Below are 24,048 nucleotides of genomic sequence, written 5' to 3'. Positions count from 1 at the left end.
GAAGTAGGGAGAGCAGACCCTCAGAAACCACCAAACCCCTGCACGGAGGTGTGTGCAGGGGTTCGGCGGGAATTGAGGAAGGGCTTGAAAGCCAAGTTTTAATTTGTCAGAGGACCTCGTAGTTGACGGTGATCACCCCGGAGGAGGTGCCGCCGATGGTTTCCATGGCGGCCTTGGAGAGGTCCAGGCAGCGTCCGGCGACGTAGGGGCCGCGGTCGTTGATGCGAACCACGACGGTCTTGCCGTTGCTCGGGTTGGTCACCTTGACCTTGCTGCCGAGGGGAAGGGTCTTGTGGGCGGCGGTGAGGTCGCTGGGGTTGAACCGTTCACCGGAGGCCGTCGTCTGTCCCTGCCAGTAGTAGGAGGCCTGGCAGGAACTGCCGTTGGCGGGGCTGAGGTCGCCGCCGCTACCCGAGCCGGAGCCACCCTCGGAAGGCTTGCTGGCCTTCTTGGTGCCCACCTTGGTCACCTGGGCGACGGGCTCCTTGGTGACCTGCTCGTTCTGCAGTTCGGAGGAGACCAGCGTGCCGTTGTGGTAGACCTCGACGAAGTTCTGGGTCTTGACGCCGTTGACGCCCTCGGTGGTGACCTTGGTCTTGCCCTCCTCCAGTTCGTCGGACTTCTCCTCCTTCTTCTCGAAGGGGACCGCCTCCTCCTTGGTGGTGGCGCGCTTCTCGACGTTGGTGTAGGAGATGGCCAGACCATCGGTAAGGGAGGTGTCCGCGGCGGGGGTGACCACGTCGTCCTCGTCGGGAGTCACCTTGGCGGCGGTCAGGGCATCGCCAACGGTCCCGGCGACCCGCAGTTCGACCGGGGTGCCCGCGGCGTCGACGGTCACGTTCTTGGGGGTGCTGATGTTGAAGGAGAGCCCCTCGCGGCCGATGGCGGCCGAGCGGGAGGTGGACAGCTTGGAGTCGGGGTCGTTGAGGTTGAGCTGCGTCAGAGCGTCGTCGACGGTGCGGGAAGTGGTCCACACGGTGCGGGCCTCACCGTCGATGGTCAGCTGGAGCTGGCGGCCGTAGAGAACGCTGATCTCCATGCCGTTGGTGATCTTGGTGTCCAGCGACGGGGCCACCACGTCGTGCTCGCCGACGGTGATCCCGTCCTTCTCGAGCACCTGCTTCACCGTGTCCTCGCGAACCGAGACACTGTGGGTTTCCCCGTCCACGGAAAGGACCACATCGTTCTTGTGCAGTGCCACCGCGACGGCGACGCCACCGGCGATCGTCAGCGCCACACCGCCTGCCACTGCGGCAATAACCACGTGTTTCTTGGCCATAGATCTCTTCCTGGTCTAAGACTTCCCGGACCTTACCGGCTGGGCCAGCCTAGCCGAGCACCGATTTAATTCCAAACGAATCCTGAGAATCTCTCAGGGCCGCGCAATCCGATTGTAGCCCTCGACCCTCCCAACTGGGAACAGGTCCTCGTTGACGCCCGCCTCCCAGGGGTCGAATCCTGACGTGACCACGGGTTTCACAGCGATCCCCCGGCTTCCGGGAGGGATGGGCGGAAGCCGGGGGAACCCTGAGAAACGGTCTTAACGGAAGTTACGCAACCTGAGAGAGTTCAGCACCACGAAAACGCTGGAGCAGGCCATGGCCGCGCCCGCGATCATCGGGGTCAGCAACCCGAGGGCCGCCACCGGGATGGCCGCCACGTTGTAGAAGAAGGCCCACAGCAGGTTGCCCCGGATGGTGCGTTCCGTGGCGCGGGAGAGCCGGATGGCATCCACCACGCCCATCAGGTCGTCGCGCATCAGGGTGAGGTCGCTGGCGGCCATGGCCGCGTCGGTGCCCGCGCCCATCGCGATGCCGAGGTCGGAGGTGGCGAGCGCCGCGGCGTCGTTCACCCCGTCGCCGACCATCGCCACCCGCATCCCATCGGCCTGCAGCCCGGTGATCACCTCGGCCTTGCCCTGCGGCAGCACCTCGGCGTGCACGTCTTCGATGCCCACCTGCGAGGCCACCTCCCGGGCCACGACCCACGAGTCGCCGGTCAGCAACACTGGTCGCAATCCCAGATCCCTCAACCCGGCCACGGCCTCCGCGGCCCCGGGTTTGAGCTGGTCGCCGACCACGATCCGCCCCAGCAGCGCGCCGTCGCGGACGACGAACACCTCGCTGCCCTCCCGGCTGGCCTCGCCCGGGACCTCGATGCCCTGCTCGGCCAGCAGACGCCGGGAACCCACCGCCACCGGAACCCCGTCGAGCAGGGCCCGCGCCCCGATGCCGGGCAGGGCCTCGAACCGCTCCGCAGCGGGCGCGTCCCCGGCGCGCTCCACGACGGCGCGGGCGATGGGATGCTCGGAACCGGCCTCCACGGCCGCGGCGACGGCCAGCAGCTCGGCCTCGTCCACGCCCTCGGCGGGCGCGACCTCCAGCACCGACATCCTCCCCGTGGTGAGGGTGCCGGTCTTGTCCAGCACCACCGCCTGCACGGAACGGGCCTTCTCCAGGGCCTGGGCGCCTCGGATGATCACGCCCAGCTCGGCGCCGCGACCGGTGCCCACCAGCAGCGCCGACGGGGTGGCGAGCCCGAGCGCGCACGGGCAGGCGATGATGAGCACCGCCATGCCCGCGGTGAGCGCGAAGGTGGGGCCCGCACCGACGAGCAGCTGCACCATGAAGGTGAGCATCGACAGCACCAGCACGGCGGGCACGAAGAACTCCGTGATCCGGTCCGCCAGGCGCTGGGCCCGGGCCTTGCCGGTCTGGGCCTCCTCGACGAGCCGCGCGATCTGCGCCACCTGGGTGGCCGACCCGACCGCCGTCGCCTTGACCACCAGGCGTCCCGTGGTGTTGACCGACCCGCCCACCACCGCCGAGCCCGGGCCGACCTCCACCGGCAGCGACTCGCCCGTGATCACGGCGGCGTCGACGGCGGAACTGCCCTCGACCACCACCCCGTCGGCAGCCACCTTCTCACCGGGACGCACCACGATGAGGTCGTTGAGCGACAGCTCACCCGCGGGGATCGCGACCTCCGCGCCGTCGCGCAGGATCGTCGCCTCCTTCGCGCCGACCTCCAGCAGCGCCCGCACCGCCGATCCGGCCTCCCGTTTGGAACGGGCCTCGATCCAGCGGCCCAGCAGCAGGAAGGCGACCACGCCCGCGGCGGCCTCGAAATAGACGCTACCCATCGGGTCGGCATGCCCGAGGGTGAGCGTGAACTCGTGGGTCATGCCGATGGCTCCGGCGTGACCGAAGAACATGGCCACCACCGACCACAGCCACGCCACCGAGGTGCCGAGGCTTACCAGGGTGTCCATGGTGGTGGCGCCGTGCCGGACGTTGGCGAGCGCGGCCCTGTGGAAGCTGCGCCCGCACCAGAACACGACGATGGTGGTCAGCAGCAGCGCCAGCCACTGCCAGCCGGGGAACTGCAGGGCGGGCACCATCGAGACCGCGATCACGGGGACCGCCAGCGTGAATGCCAGCTGCACCCGCGGCAGGAGCACGTCGGCGCGTTCCTCCCGGGGCTCGACGGTGGTCTCGCGGGCCCCGTAGCCTGCGGCCTCCACCACGGCGATCAGGTCCTGGGCGGTGGTGCCCTTCGGGGCCTGCACCCTGGCCTTCTCGGTGGCGTAGTTGACGGTGGCCTGCACCCCGTCGACCTTGTTGAGTTTCTTCTCGATGCGATTGGCGCAGGAGGCGCAGGTCATGCCCGTCAGGTCGAGGGAGATCGCCACCGAGTTCTTCGCGCCCCCGGTGGAGCCCCGCTCCACCACACCTGTGTTGGTCATCTATTGCTCGCCTCCTGCGTGTCCTGTGTGGTTCGTTGCCGCGTCTCAGGCCTCTTTGACGGTGTAGTCGCCGGCCTCGGCGACGGCCTCGACGACCGCGTCGAAGGGGATCTTCTCGTCGGATTCGATGACCATCCGACCCGATTCCCAGTCGACGCTGACGCTCTTGACGCCCTTGATCGTCTGGATCTCCTCGGTGACGTGGGAGGCGCAGTGTCCGCAGGTCATCCCGGCAACGGCGTAGTCGGTCTTCATGGTTGTTTCCTTTCCGGTTCCCGGTGCGATCCGGGGGTCTGAGGTTTTTCTCCGGCCCTTGCCGGAGGGGTTTCCGCGTTCAGCGGGCCAACCGGGAGATGGCGGTCATGGCCTCGTCGAACTTCTCCTGGGCGGCGTCCCCGCCCTCGCGCACGGCGGCCGCGACGCAGTGTTCGAGGTGGTCCTTCAGCAGGGCCATGGACACCGCCTTGAGGGCGCTGGTGACGGCGGAGATCTGGGTCATGATGTCGATGCAGTACTCGTCCTGCTCCACCATGCGGGCGATCCCGCGCGCCTGCCCCTCGATCAGCCGGAGCCGCCGCAGGTAGGCCTGTTTGTCGGCGGTGTAGCCGTGCTGCGCGCGGCAGCCGTCGTGTTCTTTCTCCACGCCGACGACTATACCCCCCAGGGGTAGCTGGTTCAAGCGTTCACCCACACCCTTCCCGACGGGAACGCCTGCCCTACGGGCAAACGCCAGCGCTACAGCGCAAGCGCACGGCGGCAAGGCAAGCGAACCAGGAGAAAGACACCACGCCCACGGCACCAGCCCCGACTCGCCAGCCCACCCGCCAAACGCCAGCCTTCCCGTCGTCCGCTGGCCTTCCCGACGGGAACGCCTGCCCTACGGGCAAACGCCAGCGCTACAGCGCAAGCGCACGACGGCAAGGCAAGCGAAACGCGCGGAAGCCCTGCAGCGGGACGAACCCACCCGCAATGATAACGGTTTTATAACGATTCCGGGTGGTTTTCCCCGGGTCCCGGCCAGCGTTGCCGTCACTTCCCCACCGGTCTTCCACAGCTGTCCACAGAGTTTTCCACAACCAGGGCGGCGGTCGTCGCGGGGCGGGGTTACATTGATGAGTCCGACCGGGATGCGTCGGCGGGGGCCAGGAAAGGAAGGCATGTCGGAGGAATACGCCGAGGAGTCGGTGGGGCGCACCCCCCCGCAGGACCTCCAGGCCGAGCAGAGCGTCCTCGGGGCCATGCTGATGAGCAAGGACGCCATCTCCGACGTGGTCGAGGTGCTGCGCGGCAGCGACTTCTACCAGCCGAAACACGAAACCATCTTCGAGTCGATCATCAGCCTCTACGGCCGCGGCGAGCCCGCCGACCCCATCACCGTCGCCGCCGAACTGGGCCGCACCGGCGACCTCCAGCGCGTCGGCGGGGCCGTCTACCTCCACGACCTCCTCGCCACCATCTCCATCGCCGCCAACGCCTCCTACTACGCGGAGATCGTGCGCGAGAAGGCCATCCTGCGACGCCTCGTCAACGCCTCGATCCGGATCGCGCAGCTCGGCTACCAGGGGCAGGGCGAGGTGGACAAGATCGTCGACGAGGCCCAGCAGACGCTGTTCGAGGTGACGGGTTCCAGGGCCAGCGAGGACTACCAGTCGCTCAACGACCTGATGGAACCCACCTTCGACGAGATGGAGGCCATCGCGAACTCCGGCGATGCCCTGTCCGGGGTGCCAACCGGTTTCAACGAGCTCGACTCCCTGACCAACGGCCTCCACCCCGGCCAGATGATCATCGTCGCTGCCCGCCCCGGCGTGGGAAAGTCCACCTTCGCCCTCGACGTCTGCCGCGCCGCCGCCATCCACCACGACCTGGCCACGGTGTTCTTCTCCCTGGAGATGAGCCGCACCGAGATCGTGATGAAGATCCTGAGCGCGGAGGCCTCGGTGCCGCTGCAGAAGATCCGCGGCGGGCGCATGGACGAGAACGACTGGCAGCGCATCACCGACCGCTCCGTCACTCTCTCCGGGAAACCGCTGTTCATCGACGACTCCCCCAACCTGACGATGATGGAGATCCGCGCCAAGGCCCGTCGCCTCAAACAGCGCAACAACCTCCAGCTGATCTGCATCGATTACATCCAGCTGATGACCTCGGGCAAGAAGGTGGAGTCCCGGCAGCTGGAGGTCTCGGAGTTCTCGCGCCAGATCAAGCTTCTCGCCAAGGAGCTGGAGGTGCCGGTGATCGCGCTGTCGCAGCTCAGCCGCAACGCCGAGCAGCGCAAGGACGGGGTGCCGCAGCTCGCCGACCTGCGCGAATCCGGGTCCCTCGAACAGGACGCCGACATCGTGATCATGCTGCACCGCCCCGAGCTCTACACCCAGAACCCCACCGACGAGGAACGCGGCCAGGCGGCCTTCCACATCCTCAAGCACCGCAACGGCCAGCTCGACAAGATCGACGCCCTCTTCCAGGGCCACTACTCCCGTTTCACGAACCAGCCGGTCGCCACCTTCAACCCGACCTGACCCTGAAGTGCTGCACATGACGGGGCAGGGGCAGGTCTTTCAAGGCGCATTGCAGAGCTTTCTGGTTCCCCTTGACCGTCAAATAGATAGTGACCTCGGCCAGTGATCCACTTCGCAGTGACCCCTTGGGTACGCCATCACAACGACACACCAGCCCGGCACATCAGCTCAACTGCCCTCACCCACCGGCTTCGCCAATCCCCTGGGGACTGTCTGATTAACGGTGTGTGAGGTCCGGCCTGATCCGAGAGGAGACGGCCGTGGCTGACACGACCGACATGATGGAAGACGAGATGATCGATCCCGTGACCGGAGAGATCATCGATCAGAAGGACCTGGCCGAGCGTCTGCTGGCGCAGGCCAGGGAACAGGGGGTGAGTCTGGTCGGCCCGGGAGGGTTGTTGAACCAGCTCACCAAGGAACGTCCTGGAGGCGGCGTTGAACGCCGAGTTGACCGAGCATCTGGGTCACGAGCACGGTGGCACGCCGATCGAGGCGAACATGCGCAACGGCACCCGCGTCAAGACGGTGTTGACCGAGATCGGGCCGGTCGAGATCGAGGTACCCCGTGATCGTGACGGCTCCTTCGAGCCGATCATCGTCCCGAAACGGAAGCGACGTTTGGACGGCATCGATCAGATCGTGTTGTCGTTGACCGCCCGCGGGCTGACCACCGGTGAAGTCGCTGCCCACTTCGAGGAGGTGTACGGAGCGAGGGTGTCGAAGGACACCATCAGCCGGATCACCGAGAAGATCGTCGGTGAGCTCGCCGAGTGGTCGAGTCGGCCGTTGGATCCTGTCTACCCGGTGATCTTCGTCGACGCGATCGTGGTGAAGGTCCGCGACGGTCAAGTCCGTAACACCCCGTTCTACGTTGTCATGGGTGTCACGATGAACGGGGAACGCGACATCCTCGGCATCTGGGCTGGTGACGGTGCTGAGGGTGCCCGGTTCTGGCTGCAGATCTTTTCGGAGTTGAAGAACCGAGGCATCGTCGAGGTGATGATCGCGGTGTGTGACGGGTTGAAGGGACTCCCTGAGGCGATCAACACGACCTGGGAACACACGGTCGTGCAGCAGTGCATCATCCACCTGATCCGCAACAGCTTCCGCTACGCCGGCCGGCAGCACCGCGACGCGATCGTGAAGTCCCTCAAACCGGTGTACACGGCCCCGTCCAAGCAAGCGGCCAAGGACCGGTTTGCCGAGTTCGCCACCGAGTGGGGCGACCGGTATCCGGCGATCGTGCAGCTGTGGCGCAACGCGTGGGCGCAGTATCGTACCGTTCCTGGCCTACGACGTGGAGATCCGGAAGGTGATCTGCACGACCAACGCCATCGAGTCCATCAACGCGAGGTACCGCCGGGCCGTGCGGGCCCGTGGGCACTTCCCCAACGAGCAAGCCGCGTTGAAGTGCCTGTACCTGGTGACCCGCTCCCTTGACCCCACCGGCGGGGGCCGGGCACGCTGGGTGATCAGGTGGAAGCCCGCACTCAACACGTTCGCAATCACCTTCGCTGGACGGTTCGACCGAACCACTCACTGATGAAAACCGCCGGACCCTACACACCGTTTATCGGACAGACCCCACGGATGTGCAGGGCGCCTACTGGAGAGCATACGAGCATCGCGAGGGTCGGGATTCGCCCAGTTGATGTCATCGTCGTCCTCCTCGTCGTGGCCCTGCTGGTTGCGACCTACGTGATCCACTAGATGAAGAAGCGCAGATGATTGAGTTCCACGATGTGACTTTCACCTACGGTGAGGAGAGCTCCCAGGGTCTGGAGGGCGTCTCACTGCATGTGCGCCAGGGCGAGACTGTGGTCCTCTGTGGCGAGTCGGGGTGCGGAAAAAGCACGGTGACACGACTCATCAACGGGCTGATCCCGCATTTCTATGAGGGAAGCCTGGAAGGCGAGGTCCTGCTGGATGGCAGACGAGTCAGGGACATGCGACTGTATGAGCTCTCAGAGCGGGTCGGTTCAGTGTTCCAGAATCCCAGGACCCAGTTCTACAACGTGGAATCCACCGCTGAGCTTGCCTTCGGCTGCGAGAACCTGGGCATCCCGCCAGAGGAGATCAGACGAAGGATTGCGCAGACTGCTGAGCGCCTCGCCCTGGAGAACCTCCTCGACCGCAGCCTTTTCACCATGTCCGGTGGGGAGAAGCAGCGGATTGCCTGCGGCTCGGTGGACACCACCCAGCCGGATGTCATGGTCCTAGACGAACCGTCGTCGGACTTGGACCTGTTCGCGATCCGTGATCTTGCCCGCGTCGTGCAGCGTTGGCGTGACGACGGCAAGACTCTCGTGATCGCAGAGCACCGGATCTTCTACCTGCTGGACCTCGCAGACCGGTTCATCTACATCAGGGACGGCAGGATTGAGCAAGAGTTCACCCCCGCTGAACTCCGTGAGCTCACGTCGGAGGCCCTGGCTGAGCTCGGCCTCAGAGCCCCGGAGCCCTGGAAGCTGAAGCCTTCTGAACCCCAGGGTGAGAGCACCGAGAACGTGCGGATCAGAGAGTTCGAATGCGTCACCGCAGGGCGGCGAAGACTGTCGATCCCAGAGCTGACCCTGCCGCGCGGAGAGATCATCGCAGTGCTTGGCAGGAACGGTGCGGGAAAGACCACGTTCGCCCGGAACCTCTGCGCCCTGGAGAAACACGGTAGGGGGGTGTTCGAGATCGGCGGGGTCTCCTACAACGCGCGGAAGCGCCGGGAGCTGGTCTACATGGTCATGCAGGACGTGAACCATCAGCTCTTCACTGAGGACGTGATCAGTGAGCTGCTGCTGAGCATGGGTGACTCCGAATCTGAGGACAGCCGGGAACAGGCCAAGGAGATCCTCCAGTCACTCGACCTCGACGGCAAGGTGGATCGGCATCCCATGTCCCTCTCCGGGGGTGAGAAGCAGCGGCTGGCGATCGGAAGCGCGATAGCAGCCGACAGGGAAGTCCTGATTCTCGACGAACCCACGAGCGGCCTCGATTACCGACGGATGACAGAAGTCGCTGATGCTCTGCGCGCAATGCGTGCGAACGGCAAAACCGTGTTCGTCATCACGCATGACATCGAGCTTGTGCTCAGGTGCTGTGATCACGCCATCTACCTTGAGGCTGGGGAGGTCACGCACAGCTCACGCATGGATGAGGACGGGGTGGAGCACCTGAGGGAGTTCTTCCAGTGAGCGGGGCTGAGGCCGTCCGGGCAGGTCGAGGCTGTGCAGCGCCCTGCCCGCAGGCAGCCAATTTGTGGGAGTAAGCATCCATCTTGATCTGGGTATGGATCTCAATTAAAGATAGGCGTAGCTTTGGTGGCCCATGATCGACTGTGCTGGCTGAAGGTGAATGATGACTGAGCCCTCCACGACAGAAGGTGCAACCACTGTCCGCTCCTCCTCACGCAAGGGGCTGACCGACTCGGTGCTCGGCACCCGGAACCTCATGATGACCGCGGCGCTGGCCGTCGTCTCCCTGATCCTGGTGATCCCCCTCAACTACGTCGGTGGGCCACTGATGGCCACACCCGGCGGAATCATGATCGGGTGCGTCACCATGGGGCTCTGGGTGATCCCCTACCTACTGCCCGCAGTGGTGGTCAGACGTCCAGGAGCAGTTATGATCGCGGCCCTGATCATAGGCGTCATTTCCATCTTCACCACGCCCTACGGGCCCTCGGCCATCGTGGGGAATCTCCTGGGCGGCCTCTTCATTGAGGCCCCCCTGGCCATCATGCTCTACCGCAAGTGGAACTGGTGGTCCTATTTGATCTGCGCAGCGGTCTTCGGGCTGCTGAACGGATTCCTGTACGCCTCAGTCCTCTCGACGTTGGGAAGCGCAGACCTGATACCCGTCGGGCTCGTGATCTCCGTGGTCTCCGCGCTCGCAGGGGGCGGGATCTGCATCCTGTTGACACGGCTGCTCCACCGGGCCGGCATCGCCATCGACCACGATGCCTGAGCCCGGAGACGTTCTCACAGAGCCGGACGATGTGACCGGCCTCCGGCCGCAGGGTGCTGACGACGGTGTCCTGGTTGAGGTGCGGGACCTCTCCGTGCACTACCTCGGAAGGCAGGAGTGGATCCTCCGGCACGTCAGCTTCGACCAGCTGGTGGGGAAGGTCACCGCCGTGATCGGCCCGTCGGGCTGCGGCAAGACCACCCTGGTGCGTGCGTTGTGCGGACTCGTGCCTCACTGCCTGGCCTCCGAGTACTCCGGCAGCCTTCAATTGGCGGGCACCGAGATCGCCGACGCCTCCGTCCAGCTCATCTCCGGCCACATCGCCTATGTCGGGCAGAATCCCGACGCCGCAGTGGTCACCCGCACCGTCCACGACGACGTCGCCTTCCCGCTGCAGAACCTGTGCCTCCCCCGCGACGAGATCGCCTCGCGGGTGGTGGAGGCTCTGCGCAGCGTCGGACTCCTGGATCGGATCTGGGACGATCCCTGGACGCTGTCTGGTGGGCAGCGGCAACGCCTCGCGGTGGCCGTCGCCCTCGCCATGCACCCCAGGCTGCTGGTCCTCGACGAGCCCACCAGCACCATCGATCCCACCGGCCAGCGTGACTTCTACACGCTGGTTGCCGGACTCGTCGCCGACGGCATGGGGGTCGTCGTCATCGACCATGACCTTGATCCGGCGCTGCCCATCGTCGACCAGGTCCTGGCGCTCGACGCCGATGGTCGCACCATAGCCTGCGGACCACCGGATGAGGTCTTTAGCCGACACCGTGACGAGTTGGCCGATGCCGGGATGTGGCTGCCGCGAGCCCTGCGCGCCGGGACCGACCCTGGGCCGGTCCCGCAGCTCACCGACTTCTGCGCCCCCGGTGCGGTGCGCAGCTTCGAGCGTGGTCCCGAAGGGTGGCATGAGACTCCGGTCATCAACACCACCGACGACCGGGCCGCAGATGAGGAGCCCCACGTCGACGTGGCCGGCCTGAGCGTCCCGGGGCGATCCCCCGAGGTGACGATGAGGCTTGGCGGTGGTGAGTTCGTCGCCCTGATCGGACCCAACGGTGCCGGAAAGTCGTCGCTGCTGTCCGCGCTGGCCGGGCTGGTGGGCTCCACCGCCACCCATGCCACGGTGTGCGGGCAGCCCGTCAGGCGTGGCCGGCATCCCGTGGGGTACGTGTTCCAGAATCCCGAACACCAGTTCGTCGCATCCACCATCGAGGCTGAGCTGTCTGTCGGCGGCACGCCGGCTGCGCGAGTCGATGAGCTGCTGGAGCAGTTCCACCTGACACGGCACCGCGGGCACCATCCCCTCACCCTGTCCGGCGGACAGGGTCGTCGCCTCACCGTCGCCACCATGGTCAGTGAGGGACGTGACGTCGTGGTCCTGGACGAGCCCACCTATGGGCAGGACTGGGACAACACCTGCGAGCTGATGGCCTTCATCGACGAGCTGCGCGCCCAGGGTCGGACCGTCATCATGGCCACCCATCATCTGGAGCTGGCCCTCGACCACTGCACCCACCTGCTGGCCCTGCCCCTGAGGGATGAGACCGGCGAACCCGCCGTCCCCGTCGAGGCCGGGATCCCGGAACGTCCCTGCAGACGTCGCGGTCTGTTCACGGGGATGAACCCCCTGACGATGTTCCTGGCGCTGATCCCCGCCATGGTGGGGATCTTCGTCCTCAGAAACCTGGCCCTGAACCTCACCATCATGGCGCTGGCAAGCGTGCTCATCGCCGCAGCCCGCGCCACGCTGCGCCGCACCATCGGGTCGGTGGTCGGCATCTGGGCCATCGCCGCCCTGATGGTCTGGGCGTTCTTGGGTCTGAAGGGGGCTGCCGTCGAGGCGCGCTTCTTCGAACGGGGTGACGCCCTCACCGCGGGCACCGGGATCGCGGCGCTGATCGCTCTGGTGCTGCTGTCCGGGATCAGCGCCGACCCGGACAGCCTGATGCGCACCCTGACCGGCACATTCCGCCTGCCCTACCGCGTCGGCTCAGCGGGGATCGCGGCCATCGCCTTCGTCACCCGCTTCCGTCAGGACTTTGTGATCCTGCGCACCGCCCGCGCTCTCCGGGGCATCGGACGCCGCTGGGGAGTGCTGGCGCCCGTCGTGCGCTGGTTGTCCTCGGTGGTGCCGCTGATGATCCTCGCGATCCAGCACGCCGAACGAGTGGCACTGTCCATGGACTCGCGGGCCTTCGGAGCCCACCCGAGACGAACGGAGCTGCTCGATGTGCCGTGGCGGATGCGTGACGCGGTGGTCGTCGTGGCCGTGTGGTCGGTGACTGCCGGCCTGTGGTGGTGGCTCGGATGACCACCGCAGACGCAGCCGAGAATCTCGGGAACAGGAGGAGACAATGGCAGCAGTAACCATCGGTGATCTCATCAGGCCTGCGCGTGGGGCGATGATCCTCTCGGGCCTGCTCACCGCAGCCGGTGCGGTGCTCAGCATCGTGCCCTTCGTGGCTCTCACCCAGATGGCCGCGATCTGGCTCGGCGAGGGAAGGCATGAGGGCTGGGCAGCCAACCCGTGGTCGTGGGCCGTGGTGGCGGTCGTCGCGCTGCTGGCCTACCAGCTGCTCTACCTGATGGGCCTGGGCGTCACCCACCTTGCCGAGGCCAAGCTGCGGCACCAGCTGCGTGGGCTCCTGGTGGAGGCCTTCAGCCGCCTGCCCCTGGGCAAGGTCGCCCAGATTCCCCACGGAGCCATCCGCAAGACCGTGTGCGACGACACCGCCGCCATCCACACGCTCGTGGCGCATGTGCCGGGCGACGTCACCAATGCCCTGGTCGGTGTCGCAGCCGGAGCCGTCTATCTGTTCTGGACGGACTGGCGACTGGCTCTGGCTCTGATCGGCCTGTGGGTGCTGATCATCGCGGTGATCGCAGGCACCACCATGCGCGGCCTCGGTGACATCACCTCGCGGTTCGGCGAGGCGCAGACAGGGCTGGCCGCCGCGACCGTCGAGATGCTGGAGGGAATCAAGGAGATCAAGAACTTCCAGGCCACCGACGCCACCCGCACCCGCTTCAGCGCCGCCCGCCACCAGTTCTCAGACCTGTCCTATCAGTGGGTCAGCCAGTCTGGGAAGTCGATCAGCCTACTCGGCGCGCTGCTGCGTCCGGCGACGGTGTTCGCCACCGTCGCCGTCCTCGCCGTGGTGTTCACGTCCCAGGGCTGGACCCCACTGTCGGCGACCCTGCCGTTCTTCCTTCTCGCCCCCGGGCTGCCCGATGGCCTCAACGTGCTGATCGGCCTGGCGCAGCACATGTACGAGTCCAGGATGGCCGCTCAGTCCACCGCGGATCTGCTATCCGAGGAGCCCATGCCCCAGGGCGCCTTTGACCAGGGCGACGGCGACGCGCCCGGCCGCATCGAGGTCGATGACGTGACCTTCTCCTACGAACCCGATACGCCCGTGTTGAAGGGGGTCTCGTTCACGGCCGAACCGGGTACGGTGACGGCGCTCGTCGGCCCCTCGGGAGGCGGCAAGTCCACGCTGGCTCAGCTCATCGCCCGGTTCCACGACGTCGACCAGGGGGCGGTGAGGATCAGCGGCGTGGATGTGCGGGAGGCGACTTTCTCCTGGCTGCTGTCGCGAGTTTCGATCGTGCTGCAGGACGTCGCCCTGACCAACGACTCCGTCCTCGACAACATCATGCTCGGCAGACCCGACGCCACCCGGGAGCAGGTCGAGGACGCCGCGCGCGCCGCCTGCATCCATGACCGGATCATGCGCCTGCCGAAGGGCTACGACACAATCCTGGGGGAGGAGGGCGGATTCCTCTCCGGCGGCGAGAGGCAGCGCATCACCCTCGCCAGGGCATACCTCCAGGATGCGCCCATCCTGGTGCTCGACGAGGCCACCGCCCAGGCCGATCCGCAATCGGAGCATGACATCCACCAGGCGCTGACCAGGCTGGCGGAGGGCAGGACCGTCGTCATCATCGCCCACCGCCTGACCACCATCCGCGATGCGGACCAGATCCTCGTCCTGGAGGACGGGCAGATCGTCGAACGGGGCCGCCACGACGATCTGGTGGCAGCTAACGGCCGCTACGCCACCATGTGGCGAAACCAGGACCTGGCCCTTTCCGCCGCTGCGAAGGAGGAGTGACCATGTGGAAGCTCATGATTCGTGTCGTCAACGCCGCCGAGATGCGTGTCATCGTCGGCTGGTTTGTGGCCTCCGCTGTTCTGCAGGGCGTCACCCTGGCGCTCATGATCCCCTTCCTGCGGGCTCTGTACGCCCGTTCGGAGTCGCTGACCGGCTGGCTGATCGCGGTGGTGACGCTGGGTGTGGTCACCTTCGTCGTCGATGCCATCGCCATGTTCCGGTCCTACAGGGTGAGCGTCTTCGAGGTCTGTGACACGATGATCGACCGCGTCGCCGAGCATGTCCTGGCTCTGCCGCTTGGGTGGTTCAACGCTAAACGGGAGGCTGCCGTCGTCAACGTGACCTCCAAGGAGGTCAACACTCTCTCCCACCTGTGCTCGATGGTGATCGCCAACCTGTGCAACGCTTTCATTGTGCCGCTGGTGATGCTGGTGGCCGTCGGGATCGTCGAGTGGCCACTGGCCCTCATCATGGCGGTCGCCATCGTGCCGCTGTACCTGGTGTGGCGGATGATGCGCTCGGCCACCACCCGCGCCAACGAGATGGAGGACCAGGCTGCCGCTGCCGCCGCCGGACGGCTCGTCGAGTTCGCGCGCCTGCAGCCGGTGCTGCGGGCCACCGGAGTGAGCGAGAAGGGCTGGAAGCCGGTGCAGGAAGTTCTGGAAGCCGACTCCAAGGCCACCCTCGACGGCCTGCGCATCAAGGGCCGACCTGGCCAGTTCTTCACCTTGATCCTCAACACGACCTTCGCGGTGGTGCTGGCCCTGGGGCTGTCGTTCGTCAGCGGGCACCGACTGGACGTCGTCGCGTATCTCGCCATCGTCACAGTGGTCGCGCGGATGCTGCTGCCGCTGACCAAGGGCGTCCTCTACGCCTCGGAGGCTGACAACGCGGTCGTCGCGTTCAAAGCCATCGTCTCCATCCTCGACGCGAAACCGCTGCCGGAGCCGTCGCCCGAGCAGGTCGGCGAACCGAAGGGCACCGACATCGTGCTGCGTGACGTGTCGTTCTCCTACGAGGAGGGACGGCCAGTCCTCGACGGGGTGTCGCTGACCGCCGAGCAGGGAAAGGTCACGGCGCTCGTCGGCCCGTCCGGAGCCGGCAAGTCGACGGTGTTGCGCCTGGCGGCCCGGTTCTGGGATGCCACGGCTGGGACGGTGAGCATCGGCGGTGTCGATGTGCGTCACCTGCCGACCGCCGAGATCATGGCGATGACGTCGATGGTCTTCCAGGAGGTCTACCTGTTCGACACCACCATCCGCGAGAACCTGCGGATCGCACGGCCCGACGCCACCGACGAGAAACTGGAGGAGGCCGCCCGACGCGCCAGCCTCGACAAGGTCATCGAGGCCCTCCCGCACGGCTGGGACACTCCTGTCGGCCCCGGCGGGGTGAGCCTGTCGGGTGGGGAGAGGCAGCGGGTGTCCATCGCACGGGCATTCCTGAAGGACGCCCCGATCCTGCTGCTCGACGAGATCACCTCCGCCCTCGACGGTGAGAACGAGTCGGCGATCACCGAGGTCATCCGGGAGCTGTCCCGGGGGCGCACGGTGCTGGTGGTCGCGCACCGGCTGTCCACCATCCGGCAGGCCGACCAGGTTGTGTTCCTGGAGCCGTCGCCTGACGGCGCGCGGGTCGCGCAGGCCGGGACCGTGCCGGAGCTCACCGCCCAGGAGGGTCCGTTCCGTGGTTTCGTGGAGGCCTACACCGCGGCCTCCCGCTGGCAGCTGTAGGACCTACGGTCCGGTAGGTGGCAACAAAAGGCTGGTCTGCCTGCCAAAAACTGCTACCTACCGGATAGAAGGTTCGCCGTGATGACTCCTGTCGGCCAGCCTGTTGCCCGGCTCACTCGCGCCGGTGCTCTGCTTGCGCGTTCTGCAGCTGCTCCGCGTGCTCGTCGAGAAGGTCGCTGACCCTGCTCGCCAGGGGGACGCTATCGGCCTTGGTGGGCTGAGAGGCCTGGAGCATGGCGGAGATGCTCATACCCAGGGCCCCCGCCCGGTCCTCCGCCATACCCAGGGCCCCCGCCCGGTCCTCCGCCATGCCTGGGGAGATGGTGCGTGTCTGGGCGGCGAAATAGCCGATTAGGAGTAGTTCGAGAGCGGCTGCCTGCTCCTCGGCCGACCAGTCGGTCCGGACCGTGCCGTGCTCCCGCCACAGGGGGATGAGGCGACGAAGGATCGCGGAAGGCCCGCTCTCAGCGGCGATGGCGTGGGCGCGAGGATCGTCGAGGAGCGCGCCGAGCACGTCGGCGTCCGTGACCTGCAGGGCGCGGACCAAAGGACGCTCTAGCCAGGCCTTAGCGAGGGCCACGCACAGCCGTTCCGCGACCGCCAACGCGGGTTCAGCGCGGACCCGCACCGCCAGGTTGTGGAGCACATCGGCGAGGCTACGGGCAATGATCTCAAGGAAGAGGTCCTCCTTGGTGTTCCAATACAGGTACGGGGTGCCCTTGCCGACGTGGGCCCGCTGGGCGACTGCGCTCATCGTCACGCCCTTGAACCCCTGCTTCACGACGAGATCCTCCGCGGCTGCGAGGACCTTCGCGGCCCTGCTGCTTTTCTGCGCGACAGACATGGGGGTCATAACCCAAGCTTCGCTCAGGCCAGGTCCGCAGCCAAGTCGCTGTTGCGCAGCCGGAAGTGCTTGGACCGGAGCATCAGGTTCATCAGTGCAGGGAACTTGAACATGAACCGGCGCATCGCGACGCTGATGCCCTGCCTGCGCTGTTCCTTTGCCGAGGTCTGCGTGAAGATCGCGCGCATGGGGTAGGCGGACTGCTGGAAGTCGGTGATCGCCGGGCGGAGTTTGTTCTCCCAGGCTGACAGCGCGGTCTCGACGTCGTCTGGGTGTTTGGCGAGCATGAGCCCCAGTGCGTCGGCTCCCGCCAACGCAGACGTCGCCCCCATCCCGGAGTACAGGGTGGGGCACCAGGCAGCGTCCCCGAGCAGCACGACCCGGCCGTTGTGCCAGTGATCGACCTTGACCTGCTCGACTGAGTCGAACAGGAACTCATCTGTGTTCTCCAGACGCTGGATGGCTGCGCTCATCATGTCGCCCAAGGGCTCTGGGCCGTAGACCTCGCGCAGCCGCTGGGCGACGCCGGCCTGCCGGGCCCTCGCGCGCTCAGCATCCACGTCGTCGACCTGGCCACGGTGTTCTTCTCCCTGGAGATGAGCCGCACCGAGATCGTGATGAAGATCCTGAGCGCGGAGGCCTCGGTGCCGCTGCAGAAGATCCGCGGCGGGCGCATGGACGAGAACGACTGGCAGCGCATCACCGACCGCTCCGTCACTCTCTCCGGGAAACCGCTGTTCATCGACGACTCCCCCAACCTGACGATGATGGAGATCCGCGCCAAGGCCCGTCGCCTCAAACAGCGCAACAACCTCCAGCTGATCTGCATCGATTACATCCAGCTGATGACCTCGGGCAAGAAGGTGGAGTCCCGGCAGCTGGAGGTCTCGGAGTTCTCGCGCCAGATCAAGCTTCTCGCCAAGGAGCTGGAGGTGCCGGTGATCGCGCTGTCGCAGCTCAGCCGCAACGCCGAGCAGCGCAAGGACGGGGTGCCGCAGCTCGCCGACCTGCGCGAATCCGGGTCCCTCGAACAGGACGCCGACATCGTGATCATGCTGCACCGCCCCGAGCTCTACACCCAGAACCCCACCGACGAGGAACGCGGCCAGGCGGCCTTCCACATCCTCAAGCACCGCAACGGCCAGCTCGACAAGATCGACGCTCTCTTCCAGGGCCACTACTCCCGTTTCACGAACCAGCCGGTCGCCACCTTCAACCCGACCTGACCCTGAAGTGCTGCGCATGACGGGGCAGGGGCAGGTCTTTCAAGGCACATTGCAGAGCTTTCTGGTTCCCCTTGACCGTCAAATAGATAGTGACCTCGGCCAGTGATCCACTTCGCAGTGACCCCTTGGGTGCGCCATCACAACGACACACCAGCCCGGCACATCAGCTCAACTGCCCTCACCCACCGGCTTCGCCAATCCCCTGCCCCTGAACGCCGGTAACGTGGAGCTGTGCCCCCGGAGTTCGGCAGTGTTGAGGCTCCGCACCGGGCATCGATGGAAGATGCGCAGCTGTTCCAGCCTGAGGACAGGAGACTAGAAATGAGTGCAATGCCGACACTGGAGGCTCGCTCGGTCTCCAAGTCGTTCTCGGTCGATGGAAAAGAGCTTCCCGTCCTGCACGGGGTGTCGTTGCAGATCATGCCGGGAGAGATGGTTGCCATCATGGGCCCTTCGGGCTCCGGAAAGTCCACTCTGATGTATTGCCTCGCTGGGCTTGATCAGCCCACGAGTGGGCAGGTCAGTTTCAACGGGACCGATCTGGCGGGCCGGTCCCGGAAGGTGCTCGCGGAGATGCGTCGGGGTGAGTTGGGTTTCGTGTTCCAGTCGTACAACCTCGTCCCAACGCTCACCGCCTACGAGAACGTCGCCCTGCCGTACCTCCTGTCCGGCAAGAAACCCCCGCGGGAGCAGCTGATCGCCGTCATGAACGAGGTGGGTCTTGGGCATCGTGTGGACGCGAAGGTGCCGTCGATGTCCGGTGGTGAGCAGCAGCGGACCGCTCTGGCGCGGGTCCTGGCGCAGCAGCCCCAGATCGTCTTTGCGGATGAGCCGACGGGTGCGCTGGATTCGCGTTCGGGTGAGCTCGTGATGACCAGGCTGGGGGAGATCGCTCGTGAGCCGGGACGATCTGCTGTCGTGGTCACGCATGACCCGGGCGTGGCGGCGCGGTGCGACCGTGTGATCTTCCTGTTCGATGGGCGCCTGGCGGGTGAGTTGCGTCCGCAGAGTGTCGCGCAGGTCGCTGATGTGCTGACCCAGCTCACGGAGAGGAAGCAGGCATGAGAACCATCCTGCTCGCGGAGTTGCGCGGGTCTCTTCGGACCTGGCTCGGTGTCAGCCTGGCCTTCGTCGCGACAAACTTCGCCCTGTTGTTCCCAGGGCTCGTGTGGGTCTCTGTGGCTACGGCAGGAGGAGACAGCGCCATGTCACTGAGCGTCCTGGCAGTCACCAACATGGTGTTCTCGGCTCTCGTCAGCCTTTCGGTCCTGGGAACGACGACCAACCTGGCGCTCAGCGCACGGCGCGGTGCCCTGGCCCGCTTGGCTCTGGGTGGGGCCACCCCACAACAGATCGTTCGGACGGTGGTCGTGCAGCTGGTGGCGATGAGCCTGCTGAGCTCGGTCGTCGGAGCCGTCCTGGCCATGCTTGCGCTGCGTCCCGCGCTCGACTTCCTCGTCGAATGGCGACGAATCGAAGCTCACGAGGACCTGGCGATGATCGAGCCCGTGTACTCGTTGCCCATGGCCCTGGTCATCGTGGGCGCAGCAGTCGTCGTGGCCGTGCTCGGTGGCCTCCGCCAGGCGCGCCGGGCCAGCAAGGTACCGCCCGTCGAAGCGGTTCGGCAGCACGCCAGTGGAGACGAAGTGGCGAAGATGTCGCGCTCCCGCATCGTGATTGCCGTGCTCGCCGGGATCGCTGTGGTGGGGGCGTACATCTCGGTGTTCTCCACCGCCTCACGGCCGTCGACGGATACGATCTTCAACCTCGTACAGACGTCGACGCTCGTGCTGGTGCTGTTGGCCGTGCTCTTCTCCCTGCTGGCCCCCGTGGTGATTCGGCCGCTCATTTTTGCCTGGGTCAGGTTGCTGCCGCTGCCGGCTCCCAGCTGGCAGCTCGCGCGGCGCACCGCGCACGCCCGGGCTCCCCGACTGCTGCGTTCGATCATTCCCGTGATGATGACCGTCGGCCTTTTCCTGGGGATGACGTGCACGGTCGGTTCCCTGCAGAGCAGTTTCGACGCGAGTGGATTCACCAGGGATTTGGTTGGGACCGGGTGGAGAGCGATGATCGTTCTTCTGGGCCTGCCACTGTTGGTGTCCCTGTCGGGTGGGGTCGGTTCGCTCATCATGATGTCGAAGCAGCGGGACGCGGAACTCGCCCTGCTCGGTGTCGTGGGCGCGACCCCACGCCAGCGGGTGCTTGTTCCCCTCCTTGAGGCGGTCATCATCTCGGTGACGGCCACGATCCTCGGATTCGCCATGTCCGTCGGCGCGGTGGGGGTGCTGGCTCTCGGTTTCCCGCTGACGCGCAAGCTGGTGTTCGCGTTCAACCCCCCGTACGGGACGTTCGTAGGCACGGTCCTCGTGACCTTCGCCATCACCATCGCTGCCACTGTGCTGCCGACCCTGCGCGCACGCCGCATGTCCGAACCGGCAGTCATCGCGCGCCTCATCGCCGACTGACCCGGCACCCTTCCGGCCTCAAGGCACTGCGAGCTCTACACCCAGAACCCCACCGACGAGGAACCCGGTCGGCACATTCAACCGTCAGTGCGCCCGCGGCACACCCAGCGTGTCGGTTCCGAGGTACTGGACCAGCGCCTCGGGTACCCGGACGGTACCGTCCGCCTGGTAACCATTCTCGAGAAGCGCAGCCCACACCCGCGGCGTCGCCAACGCGGACCCGTTGAGCGTGTGCACCGGCACCGTTTTCCTGGTCGCATCCCTCACCCGGATATTGCTGCGCCGCGCCTGGAAATCGGAGAAATTGCCGACCGAGGAGGCCTCGAGCCACCGCCCGACCCCGGGGCTGTGAACCTCGAGGTCGTGGATGCGCGCCGAGGAGAAGGTCAGGTCGCCCGTGGCGAGGTCGACGACGCGATAGGGCAACCCGAGGCCTCGCAGGCTCGTTTCTGCGTCGTGCAACAAGCCTGCGAACTCAGCCGCCACCTGATCGGCCCGGCAGTAGATCATGAATTCGACCTTGTGGAACTCGTGCAGCCGTTGCATCCCCCGGGTGTCCTTTCCGGCGGCACCGGCCTCCCGGCGGAAACAGACCGTGTAGGTCGTGTAGTGGAACGGCAAGGAGTCGGCGTCGAGGATTTCACCGCGGTGCATCGCCGTCAGCGGCACCTCGCCCGTGGGGATCAGCCAGCGGTCGTCTGTCGTGGCGTAGGCGTCGTCCGCGAACTTGGGAAGGTGTCCGGTGCCCACCATCGTGTCGCGAAGCATCATGTGCGGCACGACGAACTCGGTGTACTTGTCCCGATGGAGGTTGAGCGCGTACTGCGGAAGAGCCCGCAGCAGGCGCGCACCGTCACCGCGAAGAATGGCGAACCCGGACCCGCTCATCCGCGCGGCCCTCTCGGGTTCCCACCATCCCTGGGCCTCCGCGATCTCCCAGTGCGGCGGAACCTCATCCGCACGCGGGGTTCCCTCGTGCCGCAGGATGACGTTGTCGCTCTCATCGAGTCCCACGGGCGCTGCAGGATCAGGCAGGTTCGGCAGCACGAGCGCGAGCCGGGCGTAGGCGTCATCCGCGTCTCGTGCCCGCTGTTCGGCGTCGCGGATCGAGGATTTCAGTTCTGACAATTGTCCCCGAAGCGTCTCCGCCTGCGAATCGCGGGCCTTCATGGCTTCGCCCACCACTTTGCTGTGCCGATTCAATTCCGCACGCAATTCGTCGAGCTTCTGCCGTACCGATCGCCGTTCGAGGAGCGCATCACGGGCCGCGATCACGGACTCGCGCGCGGTGCCCTTCGTTTCGAGGGCGGACGCGACAGCGTCGGTGCGGTTGAGAAGGAGATCGGGGTCAATCATGCCCTCTATTTTTGCACGCGCCGGTTCGCGACGAGACTCACAGCTCGACAAGATCGATGCCCTCTTCCAGGGCCACTACTCCCGATTCACGAACCAGCCGGTCGCCACCTTCAACCCGACCTGACCCACCAGCTGTTCACCAACCCCCACACGTTGGCGACCTTTTAAACTTGTTTCATGACGCCACTCATCATCGACGATCCCCGCGTGCGGGCCATGGTCGATCATCTAGCGAAACAACGCGGCGTCACGGCCACGGAGGTGGTCCGGGACGCGGTCGAGCAGCAGCTCACCAAGGATGAACAACGACGACTCGACCGGCTGGCCGCCATCGAGGAACTCCAGGCCGAAGCCGCACCGTACCGGCATCTTTTCCTGGCAGACGACGACATCTACAACGAGAACGGACTACCGAAGTAACGGTCGACACGTCAGCGGCCAGCTCCGCCCTCCGGCGGGAACCGGAAAGCCCCGGCCGACATCCCGAGTGGCGTTTCTTGAGCGACCGGGGTTCAGCTCGCTTTTTCGCGCAGTTCCGCGATGACGGGGAACACCTTGCGCAGCGCCGGGTACAGGGCCGCGTGGGCCTTCGCGGCCTTCTTGTAGAGCTTCTTCAGGTGGGGTTGCGGGGCGACGGTGTGCGATACCCGGCTCATCCTCGCCGCCGTTTCCTTCACGTCCGTGACCCCGCCCGCCCCGACGGCGGCCGCCCCCAGGATCGCGGCCCCGAGGCAGGTGGTCTCCGTCTCGGCGCACACGTCTATGGGGCGTTGCAGCGCGTCGGCGAGGATCTGGTTGAACAGCGGCGATTTCGTCCCGCCACCCATCACCACGAGACGCTCCACCGGCGTTCCCGTCGCCTTCTCCACCCGCTTCAGCGACACCCGTTCCTCCAGGGCCAGGCCCTCCAGCAACGCCCGGTACAGCTCCGGGACGCCGTGGGTGTCGGAGAAACCGACGAAGGACCCGCGCGCGTTCGCGTCCCAGTAGGGGGTTTCCGCGCTGGTCAGGTAGGGCAGGAACTGCACCCCGCGCGCACCGGCGGGAACCCCGGCGGCGAGTTCCTCCAGGCGCGGCTCGATCGGCCCGTCGGCGGGATCCATCCCCGAGAGCCGGTCCCGGAACCACGCGATGCACAGCCCACCGGAACTGAGCAGCGCCTCCAGGGTGTAGCTGCCCGCGATGGGACTCGACAGGGTGCGGAAGGCCCGCGAGTACAGGTACTGCTCCGAGTGGATTCCCATGGTCATGGAGGTGCCGAGGCTCAGATAGGCCCGCGACGCCGTGGTGACGTTGGCGCCCAGCCCGGCGGACTGGCCGTCTCCCGCTCCCGCGACGACGGGCAGGTCGCGCGGCAGGCCCAGCGAGTCGGCCACGTCGTCGGTGACGGTGGCCATGACGCTGCCGGGTGGCCGCAGCTCGGCCATCTGGTCGAGGCCGAGGCCGGCCAGGGCCAGCAGCTCCTCGGAGTACTCGAAGGAGCTCATGCCGAGCACCGCCATCGGGTCGGCGGTGGCCCAGCTGGTCACCCACTGCCCGGTCAGTTCGTGGGTGAGGTAGGCGTGCACCTCCACCACCCGCCGGGCCGCGCGCATCGCCTGTGGTTCGTGTTCGGCCAGCCAGATCAGCTTGTAGAGGCTGGGGGTCGTGGACGGGGGTTTCCCGGACAGCGCGTGCACCTGGTCGCTGCCGAACCGGGCGATCTGGTCGGCGGCGCGGGTGTCCAGCCACAGCACGGCGGGCCGGATCGGGGCGTCGTGCTCGTCGAGCAGCACGAAGGACTCCCGCTGGTGGGTCATGCACAGCGACAGGATCTCCCGCCCGCTGCCCTCCAGTTTCCCGGTGACCTCCCGGATGGCCTCGGCCGCGGCCCGCCACCAGTCGGTGGCGTCCTGTTCCTGCCAGCCGGGCCTGGGGGTGTTGCGGGGGTAGTCGCGACGGGCCTCGGCGACGGCGTGCCCGTCCAGGTCGAAGGCGATGGCCTTGGTTGCGGTGGTGGAGGAGTCGAGGGCGAGTATGACGGGGGAATCGGACATGTGGCACCTGCCTGGGTCGGGGTCTCGAGGGGAAGTCGAGGTC

At 66.4% G+C, this 24,048-nt stretch carries 18 protein-coding genes and 2 pseudogenes; 12 read left to right on the top strand and 8 right to left on the bottom strand.

The features are described from left to right. Positions 1-106: 106 nt before the first annotated feature. From EL272_RS01300 to EL272_RS01285, 4 genes are all read right to left on the bottom strand, one after another. A complete protein-coding gene (locus EL272_RS01300; protein ID WP_061787308.1) occupies positions 107-1,279 on the bottom strand; it encodes a septal ring lytic transglycosylase RlpA family protein in 1,173 nt (390 codons plus the stop codon). Positions 1,280-1,540: 261 nt separating this feature from the next. Continuing rightward, positions 1,541-3,745 carry a heavy metal translocating P-type ATPase gene (locus EL272_RS01295; protein ID WP_014845401.1) on the bottom strand — a complete coding sequence of 735 codons (2,205 nt, stop codon included), beginning with the start codon at positions 3,743-3,745 and terminating at the stop codon, positions 1,541-1,543. A 45-nt stretch (positions 3,746-3,790) separates the two neighbouring features. Then, positions 3,791-4,000 (bottom strand): heavy-metal-associated domain-containing protein, encoded by a 210-nt coding sequence (locus EL272_RS01290; RefSeq protein WP_014845400.1) that lies wholly within the window; start codon positions 3,998-4,000, stop codon positions 3,791-3,793. A gap of 79 nt (positions 4,001-4,079) precedes the next feature. Beyond that, positions 4,080-4,388 carry a metal-sensitive transcriptional regulator gene (locus EL272_RS01285; protein WP_014845399.1) on the bottom strand — a complete coding sequence of 103 codons (309 nt, stop codon included), beginning with the start codon at positions 4,386-4,388 and terminating at the stop codon, positions 4,080-4,082. Between the two features lie 514 nt (positions 4,389-4,902). Between EL272_RS01285 and dnaB the strand changes: the two genes are divergently transcribed. The 7 genes and pseudogenes from dnaB to EL272_RS01250 all read left to right on the top strand — a co-directional run bounded on the left by dnaB (position 4,903) and on the right by EL272_RS01250 (position 16,078). Continuing rightward, complete coding sequence (dnaB, locus tag EL272_RS01280; protein WP_061787309.1) at positions 4,903-6,267, top strand: replicative DNA helicase; 1,365 nt, start codon at positions 4,903-4,905, stop codon at positions 6,265-6,267. A gap of 293 nt (positions 6,268-6,560) precedes the next feature. Next, a pseudogene (locus tag EL272_RS01275) lies at positions 6,561-7,813 on the top strand (IS256 family transposase). A gap of 181 nt (positions 7,814-7,994) precedes the next feature. Beyond that, the gene (locus tag EL272_RS01270; RefSeq protein ID WP_061787310.1) at positions 7,995-9,455 is read left to right on the top strand and encodes an ABC transporter ATP-binding protein; all 1,461 of its coding nucleotides are present in this window, start codon (positions 7,995-7,997) and stop codon (positions 9,453-9,455) included. Between the two features lie 163 nt (positions 9,456-9,618). Further along, positions 9,619-10,227 carry an ECF transporter S component gene (locus EL272_RS01265; protein WP_061787311.1) on the top strand — a complete coding sequence of 203 codons (609 nt, stop codon included), beginning with the start codon at positions 9,619-9,621 and terminating at the stop codon, positions 10,225-10,227. Next, a complete protein-coding gene (locus tag EL272_RS01260; RefSeq protein WP_197720283.1) occupies positions 10,220-12,541 on the top strand; it encodes an ATP-binding cassette domain-containing protein in 2,322 nt (773 codons plus the stop codon). The genes EL272_RS01265 and EL272_RS01260 overlap by 8 nt, the downstream gene beginning before the upstream one ends. Before the next feature lie 43 nt (positions 12,542-12,584). Continuing rightward, a complete protein-coding gene (locus tag EL272_RS01255; protein WP_061787312.1) occupies positions 12,585-14,345 on the top strand; it encodes an ABC transporter ATP-binding protein in 1,761 nt (586 codons plus the stop codon). Between the two features lie 2 nt (positions 14,346-14,347). Beyond that, complete coding sequence (locus tag EL272_RS01250) at positions 14,348-16,078, top strand: ABC transporter ATP-binding protein (RefSeq protein ID WP_061787313.1); 1,731 nt, start codon at positions 14,348-14,350, stop codon at positions 16,076-16,078. 112 nt (positions 16,079-16,190) lie between these two features. On the opposite strand, the gene EL272_RS01245 is transcribed toward EL272_RS01250, so the two are convergent. Beyond that, positions 16,191-16,931, bottom strand: coding sequence for a TetR/AcrR family transcriptional regulator (locus tag EL272_RS01245; protein WP_061787314.1), 741 nt, complete (start codon positions 16,929-16,931; stop codon positions 16,191-16,193). 14 nt (positions 16,932-16,945) lie between these two features. Continuing rightward, a complete protein-coding gene (locus EL272_RS01240; protein ID WP_014845391.1) occupies positions 16,946-17,482 on the bottom strand; it encodes a Rossmann-fold NAD(P)-binding domain-containing protein in 537 nt (178 codons plus the stop codon). 9 nt (positions 17,483-17,491) lie between these two features. On the opposite strand from EL272_RS01240, the pseudogene EL272_RS01235 reads away from it, so the two are divergent. From EL272_RS01235 to EL272_RS01225, 3 genes and pseudogenes are all read left to right on the top strand, one after another. Next, a pseudogene (locus EL272_RS01235) lies at positions 17,492-18,148 on the top strand (DnaB-like helicase C-terminal domain-containing protein); the annotation flags it as partial. Between the two features lie 321 nt (positions 18,149-18,469). Further along, positions 18,470-19,213 carry an ABC transporter ATP-binding protein gene (locus EL272_RS01230; protein WP_061787471.1) on the top strand — a complete coding sequence of 248 codons (744 nt, stop codon included), beginning with the start codon at positions 18,470-18,472 and terminating at the stop codon, positions 19,211-19,213. Further along, on the top strand, positions 19,210-20,613 hold the full coding sequence (locus EL272_RS01225) for an FtsX-like permease family protein (protein ID WP_061787315.1): 1,404 nt from the start codon (positions 19,210-19,212) through the stop codon (positions 20,611-20,613). The genes EL272_RS01230 and EL272_RS01225 overlap by 4 nt, the downstream gene beginning before the upstream one ends. A gap of 84 nt (positions 20,614-20,697) precedes the next feature. On the opposite strand, the gene serS is transcribed toward EL272_RS01225, so the two are convergent. Further along, positions 20,698-21,969, bottom strand: coding sequence for a serine--tRNA ligase (gene serS / locus EL272_RS01220; RefSeq protein ID WP_061787316.1), 1,272 nt, complete (start codon positions 21,967-21,969; stop codon positions 20,698-20,700). Here serS and EL272_RS15865 point away from each other — a divergent pair. Together EL272_RS15865 and EL272_RS01215 are read left to right on the top strand one after the other, a co-directional pair. Next, a complete protein-coding gene (locus tag EL272_RS15865) occupies positions 21,968-22,093 on the top strand; it encodes a hypothetical protein (protein ID WP_255265820.1) in 126 nt (41 codons plus the stop codon). The genes serS and EL272_RS15865 overlap by 2 nt on opposite strands. A 53-nt stretch (positions 22,094-22,146) precedes the next feature. Then, positions 22,147-22,389, top strand: a complete 243-nt coding sequence (locus tag EL272_RS01215) for a type II toxin-antitoxin system VapB family antitoxin (RefSeq protein WP_061787317.1) — start codon at positions 22,147-22,149, stop codon at positions 22,387-22,389. A gap of 92 nt (positions 22,390-22,481) precedes the next feature. Here the strand turns inward: EL272_RS01215 and EL272_RS01210 are convergent, their stop codons facing one another. After that, positions 22,482-24,005, bottom strand: coding sequence for a xylulokinase (locus EL272_RS01210; protein WP_014845388.1), 1,524 nt, complete (start codon positions 24,003-24,005; stop codon positions 22,482-22,484). Between the last annotated feature and the right edge of the window lie 43 nt (positions 24,006-24,048).

The organism is Arachnia propionica, assembly GCF_900637725.1.
Classification (GTDB): Bacteria; Actinomycetota; Actinomycetes; order Propionibacteriales; family Propionibacteriaceae; genus Arachnia; species Arachnia propionica.
The sequence above is the reverse complement of the archived record's forward strand: the minus strand, read 5'-3'. Positions and strand labels throughout refer to the sequence as shown.

Bases quoted from the DNA above. Each gene is read 5' to 3' on its own strand.
- EL272_RS01300 (WP_061787308.1), bottom strand. From the start codon at position 1,279: ATGGCCAAGAAACACGTGGTTATTGCCGCAGTGGCAGGCGGTGTGGCG.
- EL272_RS01295 (WP_014845401.1), bottom strand. From the start codon at position 3,745: ATGACCAACACAGGTGTGGTGGAGCGGGGCTCCACCGGGGGCGCGAAG.
- EL272_RS01290 (WP_014845400.1), bottom strand. From the start codon at position 4,000: ATGAAGACCGACTACGCCGTTGCCGGGATGACCTGCGGACACTGCGCC.
- dnaB (WP_061787309.1), top strand. From the start codon at position 4,903: ATGTCGGAGGAATACGCCGAGGAGTCGGTGGGGCGCACCCCCCCGCAG.
- EL272_RS01270 (WP_061787310.1), top strand. From the start codon at position 7,995: ATGATTGAGTTCCACGATGTGACTTTCACCTACGGTGAGGAGAGCTCC.
- EL272_RS01265 (WP_061787311.1), top strand. From the start codon at position 9,619: ATGACTGAGCCCTCCACGACAGAAGGTGCAACCACTGTCCGCTCCTCC.
- EL272_RS01260 (WP_197720283.1), top strand. From the start codon at position 10,220: ATGCCTGAGCCCGGAGACGTTCTCACAGAGCCGGACGATGTGACCGGC.
- EL272_RS01255 (WP_061787312.1), top strand. From the start codon at position 12,585: ATGGCAGCAGTAACCATCGGTGATCTCATCAGGCCTGCGCGTGGGGCG.
- EL272_RS01250 (WP_061787313.1), top strand. From the start codon at position 14,348: ATGTGGAAGCTCATGATTCGTGTCGTCAACGCCGCCGAGATGCGTGTC.
- EL272_RS01245 (WP_061787314.1), bottom strand. From the start codon at position 16,931: ATGACCCCCATGTCTGTCGCGCAGAAAAGCAGCAGGGCCGCGAAGGTC.
- EL272_RS01230 (WP_061787471.1), top strand. From the start codon at position 18,470: ATGAGTGCAATGCCGACACTGGAGGCTCGCTCGGTCTCCAAGTCGTTC.
- EL272_RS01225 (WP_061787315.1), top strand. From the start codon at position 19,210: ATGAGAACCATCCTGCTCGCGGAGTTGCGCGGGTCTCTTCGGACCTGG.
- EL272_RS15865 (WP_255265820.1), top strand. From the start codon at position 21,968: ATGCCCTCTATTTTTGCACGCGCCGGTTCGCGACGAGACTCACAGCTC.
- serS (WP_061787316.1), bottom strand. From the start codon at position 21,969: ATGATTGACCCCGATCTCCTTCTCAACCGCACCGACGCTGTCGCGTCC.
- EL272_RS01215 (WP_061787317.1), top strand. From the start codon at position 22,147: ATGACGCCACTCATCATCGACGATCCCCGCGTGCGGGCCATGGTCGAT.
- EL272_RS01210 (WP_014845388.1), bottom strand. From the start codon at position 24,005: ATGTCCGATTCCCCCGTCATACTCGCCCTCGACTCCTCCACCACCGCA.